The organism is Pseudomonas sp. AKS31 (assembly GCF_023634765.1).
Taxonomy (GTDB): Bacteria; Pseudomonadota; Gammaproteobacteria; order Pseudomonadales; family Pseudomonadaceae; genus Aquipseudomonas.
In genome coordinates, this window is sequence record NZ_JAMLFX010000001.1 from 845,056 (window position 1) to 853,621 (window position 8,566).

General features: G+C 57.6%; 8 protein-coding genes. 3 read left to right on the forward strand and 5 right to left on the reverse strand.

Annotated elements, in window-relative coordinates; translation table 11 throughout:
- The first annotated feature begins 212 nt into the window (after nucleotides 1–212).
- A complete protein-coding gene (locus M9827_RS03815; protein WP_250603591.1) occupies nucleotides 213–1,538 on the forward strand; it encodes an NHL repeat-containing protein in 1,326 nt (441 codons plus the stop codon).
- A gap of 107 nt (nucleotides 1,539–1,645) precedes the next feature.
- Nucleotides 1,646–2,770 (forward strand): GNAT family N-acetyltransferase, encoded by a 1,125-nt coding sequence (locus tag M9827_RS03820; protein WP_250603593.1) that lies wholly within the window; start codon nucleotides 1,646–1,648, stop codon nucleotides 2,768–2,770.
- Nucleotides 2,771–2,876: 106 nt separating this feature from the next.
- Here the strand turns inward: M9827_RS03820 and aqpZ are convergent, their stop codons facing one another.
- From aqpZ to M9827_RS03845, 5 genes are all read right to left on the reverse strand, one after another.
- Complete coding sequence (aqpZ, locus tag M9827_RS03825; protein ID WP_250603595.1) at nucleotides 2,877–3,572, reverse strand: aquaporin Z; 696 nt, start codon at nucleotides 3,570–3,572, stop codon at nucleotides 2,877–2,879.
- A gap of 309 nt (nucleotides 3,573–3,881) precedes the next feature.
- Nucleotides 3,882–5,714, reverse strand: a complete 1,833-nt coding sequence (locus M9827_RS03830) for an ABC transporter ATP-binding protein (RefSeq protein ID WP_250603597.1) — start codon at nucleotides 5,712–5,714, stop codon at nucleotides 3,882–3,884.
- An 88-nt stretch (nucleotides 5,715–5,802) separates the two neighbouring features.
- A complete protein-coding gene (locus M9827_RS03835; protein ID WP_250603599.1) occupies nucleotides 5,803–6,366 on the reverse strand; it encodes a peptidylprolyl isomerase in 564 nt (187 codons plus the stop codon).
- 3 nt (nucleotides 6,367–6,369) lie between these two features.
- Nucleotides 6,370–7,173, reverse strand: coding sequence for an alpha/beta fold hydrolase (locus M9827_RS03840; protein WP_250603601.1), 804 nt, complete (start codon nucleotides 7,171–7,173; stop codon nucleotides 6,370–6,372).
- A 14-nt stretch (nucleotides 7,174–7,187) separates the two neighbouring features.
- Nucleotides 7,188–8,111 carry a PA3225 family LysR-type transcriptional regulator gene (locus tag M9827_RS03845; RefSeq protein WP_007914443.1) on the reverse strand — a complete coding sequence of 308 codons (924 nt, stop codon included), beginning with the start codon at nucleotides 8,109–8,111 and terminating at the stop codon, nucleotides 7,188–7,190.
- 49 nt (nucleotides 8,112–8,160) lie between these two features.
- Here M9827_RS03845 and M9827_RS03850 point away from each other — a divergent pair, with 49 nt between their 5' ends.
- On the forward strand, nucleotides 8,161–8,475 hold the full coding sequence (locus tag M9827_RS03850) for a 3-phosphoglycerate kinase (protein ID WP_250603603.1): 315 nt from the start codon (nucleotides 8,161–8,163) through the stop codon (nucleotides 8,473–8,475).
- Nucleotides 8,476–8,566 lie beyond the last annotated feature (91 nt).

The following is an 8,566-nucleotide window of genomic DNA, read 5'->3' on the forward strand; positions in this document are numbered from 1 at the left end:
CGAGCGGGCGATTGAAAAGTCATTCCTCCAAGCAGATAAGAGCGACAAACGTCTATATCGACTATTGAGTTGCTGAATCGATAAACCTGTAAGTTCTGACAGTGGCGGGCAATGCTGGATTGATGTTTGATTTGAAGGGATCAAATAACGGTTTTCGAGCATTTCTCTTTTTGCCGAAAACGACCAGGTAATCCGGGACGGGAGGCATTCAAATGAATAGTCAATTTAGCGCTTTAATTTCATCGGGTGATCTTGATGAAAGTTTCAACGGAGGTCGTGTTCTAACCTTTCGTTTTTACGAGGGTGAGACCGCTGCTGCATATGACGTTGCAATAGGTTCCGATCGGCGTATTTATATTGCCGGTACTGTTGAGGGGCGCTTTGCGATAGTTGTTCTGAATCCAGACGGCTCTTTCGCTGAAGATTTTGCCTTTAACGGTATTCTGCTGGATTCCTTTTTCGGCGCTGAACGTTCGACCGGTTTCCGGATTGCGGTGGACGACGATCGGGTGCGTATTCTGGGGACGACTCAAGTGTTGAAAGAGGGCGTTATCAGATATTGCCCAGCCGTTGCCAGCTATCGGTTGAATGGGGTTCGGGACACGGCATATGGAAGTGATGGGTACCAGGTTATCGATCCGGATTTCGCAGATGGAGATCTTCGTTTCATGGAGCCTCGGTGGGCGCCAAACTGGTCTTTCGATAACGGGAAAACCTACGTGGCGGCGTTTCGCCTAGCCAACGGTCTCTCTACTGTCTTGACGTGTCTTGACCGGAACGGCCAATTTGATAAGCAGTTCGGAGTTGCCGGTACCGGGACTGTCAATATAAAACACCCTCGCGGTGCACAACTTGATCGTGTCCGAGCAACACCCGAGGGTATTTATCTGGCTGGTTCCGTCGATGGTGCAGATGGAGTTGGGGCACTATGCAGGGTTTCTCTTCGTGGGGAAGTAGATTCCAGTTATGGCGAGGATGGGTTCACTGTATTTGAAGGTCACTATTCGGAAGTCAAGAGTCTACCTGACACGGGTAACCCAACGTTATTAACGGTGGGGCGTCACGCAGATATTGAAAGCGGAGATTTTATCCGTCATCGAGGCGCATTGCGCAGTTTTGTCGTTGATGGCTCTCCTGATAAAAAATTTAATAACGGTGATCCGGTATTCACCGAAATAAACTACTCAACGGATTGGTATCACGGTGCGGTACAGGAAGACGGGCGGATTCTTGCAATGGGTTATGCATCGGATCCACGACCTTCAGATGTGCTGCAGTCCAGAGATGTTTTGACTCCTGCTCGTTATAACGAAATGAGCGAAAATAGGGTACTGCCCTCATCAAGCCTTGCACTTTGCCGTTTTCTAAGTGACGGCGCTTTGGATAGCAGTTTTGGTAGAGAGCATAAGGGATGGATTGCCTTCAATATTAATGAAAACGCCTATACGGGAGGCATCGCAGTGCAGGAAGACAACGCAGTTGTCGTTGTAGGAACCACGGGTGACGGTCGTGTGTATGTAGTGCGGTTCAAGGGCTGACTCTCTGTTTCCCCGACTTTGATCCCTTTCGATGTGGTTTATTGTTTTGGCTTGGATTGAAGATCGGGGATACTCGGTGGTGAGAGGGGCATCCATCGAGAAACGAAATGACGTTGCACGTTTATGAAAGTTTATCGGCAGTAGCAGCACAAAGCTGGGATGCGCTGGTGCCTGAAAGCCAGCCCTTTCTGCGCCATGCTTTTCTCAGTGCACTGGAAGACAGTGGCAGCGTTGGCCCTCACACCGGCTGGCAACCTGAGCATCTGCTGCACATCGAAGATGATCGTCTGATCGCCGCGTTACCCAGTTATCGCAAGTGGCATTCCTACGGCGAGTACGTGTTCGATCACGGCTGGGCCGACGCCTGCGCCCGCGCCGGCATCGATTACTACCCCAAGCTGTTGAGCGCCGTGCCGTTCAGCCCGGTCAGCGGCCCGCGCTTGTTGGCGGCCAATGTCGAAGACGGTTTCGAACTGCTCAAGAGCCTGCCTGGTTACCTGGAGATCGAAGGGCTTTCCAGCGCACACATCAACTTCACGGATCCTTTCACCGACGCTGCAATGGCCGAACAACCGGGCTGGCTGCAACGCATCGGCTGTCAGTATCACTGGCAGAATCGCGGGTATCGCGACTTCCAGGATTTCCTCGATGTACTCAGTTCGCGCAAGCGCAAACAGATGCGCAAGGAACGCGAGCAAGTGGCGGGGCAGGGCTTTGAATTTGAATGGCTGGAAGGGCGCGAGCTGGACGAGGCGCAGTGGGATTTTGTTTATGCCTGCTACGCCAACACGTATGCGGTGCGGCGTCAGACGCCCTACCTGACGCGGGAATTTTTCAGTCTGCTGGCCGAGCGCATGCCCGAGGCGATCCGCGTAGTACTGGCCAAACAAGGCTCACGGCCAGTGGCGATGGCCTTCAGTCTGGTCGGTGGCGACAGTTTCTACGGGCGCTATTGGGGCTGTCTGGCGGAATTTGATCGGCTGCACTTCGAGACCTGTTTTTATCAGGGCATGGATTATGCGATCGCGCAGGGTTATCAGCGTTTCGATGCCGGCGCCCAAGGCGAGCACAAGCTGATTCGTGGCTTTGAACCGGTGATCACCCATTCATGGCATTACCTGCGCCATCCGGGGTTGAAAGCGGCGGTGAAGGATTTCCTGAAACAGGAACGCGCTGGCGTTCTGGCCTATGCCGAGGAAGCAAAAACAGCCTTGCCCTATCGCCAGACATAAATCTTCTCCTGTAGGAGCTGCCGAAGGCTGCGATCTTTTGATTTTTGAAAGCAAGATCAAAAGATCGCAGCCTTCGGTAGCTCCTACAGGGAGATCATCGCAGGTTTCAGGTTTCCTCTTTGCCCAACCAGCGATAGATCCCGCCACCGACCACCGCGCCAATCAACGGCGCGACCCAGAACATCCACAACTGCGCGATCGCCCAGCCGCCGACCATCAGCGCTGGCCCCGTGCTGCGCGCCGGGTTCACCGAGGTGTTGGTGACCGGAATCGAGATCAGGTGAATCAGCGTCAGGCCCAGGCCGATGGCGATCGGTGCCAGCCCCGGCGGCGCGCGCCTGTCGGTCGCTCCCAGAATGATGATCACGAACATTGCCGTCATCACCACTTCGGTCACAAACCCTGCCGCCATCGAGTATTTGCCCGGCGAATGCTCGCCATACCCGTTGGAGGCCAGGCCGGCGGCGATGTCGAAACCCTCCTTGCCGCTGGCGATGTGTGCGATCAGCGCCGCGGCGAGAATCGCGCCGAGCACCTGCGCGATGATGTAGGCGGGCAACTCTTTGGCCGGAAACCGACCGCCGACGAACAGACCGACCGATACGGCCGGGTTGAGGTGACATCCGCTGATGTGACCGATGGCGAAGGCCATGGTCAGCACCGTCAGACCAAACGCCAGGGCCACCCCCAGCACCCCGATACCCAACGGTGAAGACGCGGCAATCACCGCGCTGCCGCAACCACCCAATACCAACCAGAACGTGCCTAACAACTCAGTGACTGAACGTTTGAACAGAGACATGAGAGGCGTCCTTGATAGCCCTGCTATCGAGACTGCATCGAGTTGTGCATCCCTGCAGATTTACTACTGGTTTCGTGCCGGAACCTTGGCTGAGTACAGCAGGCTTTTAACCGATTTCCAGCAGGCACAAAAAAACCGCCAGCGCCCGTGGATGGCGGGCTGTGGCGGTTTTATCCAGTCGGAGCTGCGCAAATCCCCTGTGGGAGCGAGCCTGCTCGCGAAAGCGGTGTATCCGTCAACATCAATGGGACTGACAGACTGCTTTCGCGAGCAGGCTCGCTCCCACAGGATTTGCGTCGGGCAGAACTGTCAGTCGATGCCGACAAACCCCCCGGTCTGATGCGCCCACAGCCGTGCATACAAGCCACGGTGAGCCAGCAATTCAGCATGGGTGCCGCTCTCGGCAATCTTGCCGTTCTCCAGCACCACCAGGCGATCCATCCGTGCGATGGTCGAGAGTCGGTGCGCGATCGCGATCACGGTTTTGCCCTGCATCAGGGTCTCCAGGCTTTCCTGAATCGCCGCTTCGACTTCCGAGTCCAGTGCCGAGGTCGCCTCGTCCATGATCAGGATCGGCGCGTCCTTGAGCAGCACTCGCGCAATAGCAATGCGCTGACGCTGGCCACCGGACAACTTCACCCCGCGCTCACCGACATGCGCATCAAAACCTGTGCGGCCCTCAGCGTCCGACAGCAGCGGAATGAATTCATCGGCGCGCGCCTTGTGCACCGCGTCCCACAGTTCTGCGTCGGTCGCATCCGGTTTGCCGTACAGCAAGTTGTCGCGGATTGAACGGTGCAGCAGCGAGGTGTCCTGGGTGATCATGCCGATCCGTGCGCGCAGGCTTTCCTGGCCGACTTCGGCGATGTTCTGGCCGTCGATCAGAATCCGTCCGCCTTCGACGTCGTAAAGGCGCAGGAGCAAGTTGACCAGGGTCGATTTGCCCGCACCGGACGGCCCGATCAAACCGATTTTCTCACCCGGTTTGATGTTCAGATTTAGGTCGCCGATGATCCCGCGTTTCTTGCCGTAGTGAAAATCCACATGCTCGAAACGCACTTCGCCACGGGCCACGTCCAGCGGTTTGGCCAGTTCGTGATCGGTGACGCTGACCGGCTGCGAGATGGTGCGCAGACCGTCCTGAACCATGCCGATGTTTTCAAAAATGCCGGTGACCACCCACATGATCCAGCCGGACATGTTGACGATGCGGATCACCAGGCCGGTGGCCAGCGCAATCGCACCGACAGTGATCAGCGACTGCGTCCACAACCACAGGGCCAACGCCGTCGTGCCGACAATCAGCAAACCGTTCATGGCAGTGATTGCCACGTCCATGCTGGTGACGACGCGACCGGCCATTTGTGCTTTGACGGTCTGTTCTTCGATGGCTTCCCTGGCGTAGTGCTGTTCAAAGTTGGTGTGGGCAAACAGCTTCAGCGTCGCGATGTTGGTGTAGCCGTCAACGATGCGGCCCATCAGTTTCGAGCGTGCGTCGGAGGCTTCCACCGAACGGTCTTTCACACGCGGTACGAAGTAATACAGTGCGCCGATGTAGGCGACGATCCACGTCAACAGCGGGATCATCAGGCGCCAGTCGGCCTCGGCGAACAACACCAGCGAACTGATCGCATAGATCACCACGTGCCACAGCGCATCCACCGCTTGCACCGCTGAGTCACGCAGCGAGTTGCCGGTCTGCATGATGCGCTGAGCGATGCGCCCGGCGAAATCGTTCTGGAAGAAATTCAGGCTCTGCTTGAGCACGTAGCTGTGGTTCTGCCAGCGGATCATGCTGGTCATGCCGGGGCTCAAGGTCTGATGCACCAGTAGATCGTGCAGGCCGAAAAAGATCGGTCGCAGCACCAGGGCAACCACCAGCATCCACGTCAGTTCGAGGGCGTGGTCGCTGAAGAAATTCGGGTTCGGTGTGCCTTGGGCCAGGTCGATGATGCGGCTCAGGTAACTGAACAGTGCCACTTCGATCAGCGCGGCGAACAGGCCAACGACGAGCAGGGCGGCAAAACTCGGCCAGACCTGCTTGAGGTAATAGGTGTAGAAGGGGAGAACGCGGTCCGGCGGAGACGCCGTCGGGGCTTCACGGAATATGTCGATCAGTTGTTCGAAACGGCGATAGAGCATCAGATAACCGCCCGGAGTACGGGCTCTCCTTTTATCGGTGTGAGCGGCGCGGGATCAGGCCGGCGCCGCTCGATACGCCCTGTACAGCTTAGTCGATGACTTTGGCCGACTTGATGATCACAGGGTCGGAAGGCACGTTTTGCATGCCTTGTCTTGTGGTGGTCGGCGAGTTGACGATGATGTCGACCACGTCCATGCCTTTGACCACTTTGGCGAACACTGCGTAACCGGCATCGCGGCCCGGGTCGAGGAAGTCGTTGTCCTTCACGTTGATGAAGAACTGGCTGGTGGCCGAGTTTGGATCGGAAGTACGTGCCATCGACAGGGTGCCACGAACGTTATGCAGACCATTGCTGGCTTCGTTCTTGATTGGCGCCTTGGTCTCTTTCTGCTGCATCTGTGGTGTGAAGCCGCCGCCCTGAGCCATAAAGCCCGGGATCACACGGTGGAAAATAGTGTTGGTATAGAAACCGCTGTTGACGTAATCCAGAAAGTTTTTGGTGCTGATTGGTGCCTTGACCGGATCCAGTTCGATTTCGATCTGGCCGTTGGTGGTGTCCAGCAGCACGTGCGGTGCTTTGACCGGCGTGGCAGCCATCAGGTTGGCGGCAAACAGCACAGTACCAGCGGCGAGGGCGAGTTTTTTCAACATGGGTCAGAGATCCTGAGATTGAATATCGGCTGCGGCGAGGAACTCCAGCAGCGTTTGATTGAAGCGTTCGGGTTGATCGAGCGGGGTGGCGTGGCGCGAATCGGCGATCACCACCAGCCGCGCATTCGGCAGTAGTTTTACATAGGTTTCTTTGAGTGCCACCGGTGTGTAGTCACGGTCGGCGCTGATGACGAGCGTTGGACAGGTCACTCGGGAAAGTCGTTCCTGAACGCCCCAGCCAACAATCGCATCGAAGCTGGCGAGATAAGCACGTTTGTCGTTTTTTGCCCAGCGTTCGGCCATTTTCTGCCGCAGATCGGCTTGTTCCGGTTTCGGAAAAAGTTTGCCGCCAAGGGCTTTGCCGATGGTCGCGAGACTGAGCACACGCATCAGGCTCCAGCGTTTGAACCACTGCCAGTAGTCGTCGCGGCTGCGTAGTTTGACCTCGGGCGCGCTGTTGACGATGGTCAGGCTCTTGAGCTGGTCAGGATGATCGACACCAAACTGGAAGCCGATCATCCCGCCCATCGACAGCCCGGCGTAGTGCACCGGGCCGAGGTTCAAGTGCTCGATCAGCGCCAGCAGGTCGGCGCTGAAACCGGCAATGCTGTAGCGCTCGCGGGGTTTGTCCGAACGTCCGTGGCCACGGATGTCCGGAACGATCACCCGATAGTGCGCGGCCAGTGCCGGGATCTGCATTTCCCAGTCCAGTGTGCTCGAACCGAGCCCGTGAACCAGCAGCAACGGCGTACCGTGGCCATATTCCTCGTAGTGCAGGTTGCAACCTTCGTGCTCGAAATACGCCATCGGTGAACTCCGTGTCAGGCTTGTTCAGGGGCGGCGAACGGTGCGTCCAGCGGCAAGGTGTCGAAGGTACGCAGCAGTTCGATGAGGATTTGCGTGGCCGGGCCCAGGGGTTTGTCCTTGTTCGAATACAGATAGAAGCTGGAATTGCGGTTGCCGCCTCTGTCCAACGGTAGCAGCTTGAGCGAGCCATCTTTCAGTTCGCGCTCGATCATGTGCCGGGGCAGCCAGGCAAAACCGAGGCCGCTGCTGACAAACGTGGCGGCCGTGGCAAGGCTACCAACGGTCCAGCGCTGCTCGGCGCCGAGCCAGCCGACATCCCGTGGTTGCTGGCGGCCGGAGTCGCGGATCACCACCTGCATCTGGGTTTCCAGATCCTGAAAGCTCAGCTCACGGTTGAGCCGGTGCAGCGGGTGATCGGGGTGGGCGACGGCGACAAACTCGACATCGCTCAGCTCCGCGCCGAGGTAGCCGGGAATGCTCAGGCCGGTGATGGCCAGATCGGCGACCCCTTCGAGCAGCACTTCCTCGACACCCGACAACACTTCCTCACGCAGACGCACGCGGCAACCGCGACTCTGCGGCATGAACGCGGTCAACGCGCGGACAATCCGCGCGCTTGGATAGGCGGCGTCGACCACCAGCCGTACTTCGGCTTCCCAACCTTGCTCCATGTGATGGGCAAGGTCTTCCAGTTGACTGGCCTGTTTCACCAACTGCCGCGAACGACGCAGCAGCACGCCGCCGGCTTCGGTGAGCACGGCTTTGCGCCCGTCGATGCGCAGCAACGGCACGCCGAGCTGGTCCTGCATGCGGGCGACGGTGTAACTCACCGACGATTGCGAACGGTGCAAGGCCTCGGCGGCCTGGGCAAAACCGCCGTGGTCGACCACGGCCTGCAATGTTCGCCATTGATCAAGGGTCACGCGGGGCGCTTTCATCAATAGCTCCTCTTGTCCTAAGCTGGCCGTCCCTCATGGAGACTGCCGAATGAAAAAATTCTGTTGTGTGCTGCTGGCGCTGCTTCCGCTGACTGCTTTTGCTTACCCGATCGATGTGCAGAAAAATCTCAACGGCATGAAGATCGATTACGAGACCTTCGACACCGATAACGACATCGGCTCGATTCGGGTGGCCAACTACGGTGATGTCGATGCGACCTGCAAAGCGAAATTCAGCAATGGCCCGGAAGCGCCGCGCATCCGCAGCATCGATGTCCCGGCGGGCAAACATAAAAACGCCACGGCCAAGTTCACTCGCGAGATCATCAAGCTGCGCATCGAGCTGACCTGCACCCCGAAATAACAGCGTATTTACTGTGGGAGCGAGCCTGCTCGCGAAGGCGTAGTGTCAGTCGACACATTTTCTGACCGATATACCGCCTTCGCGAGCAGGC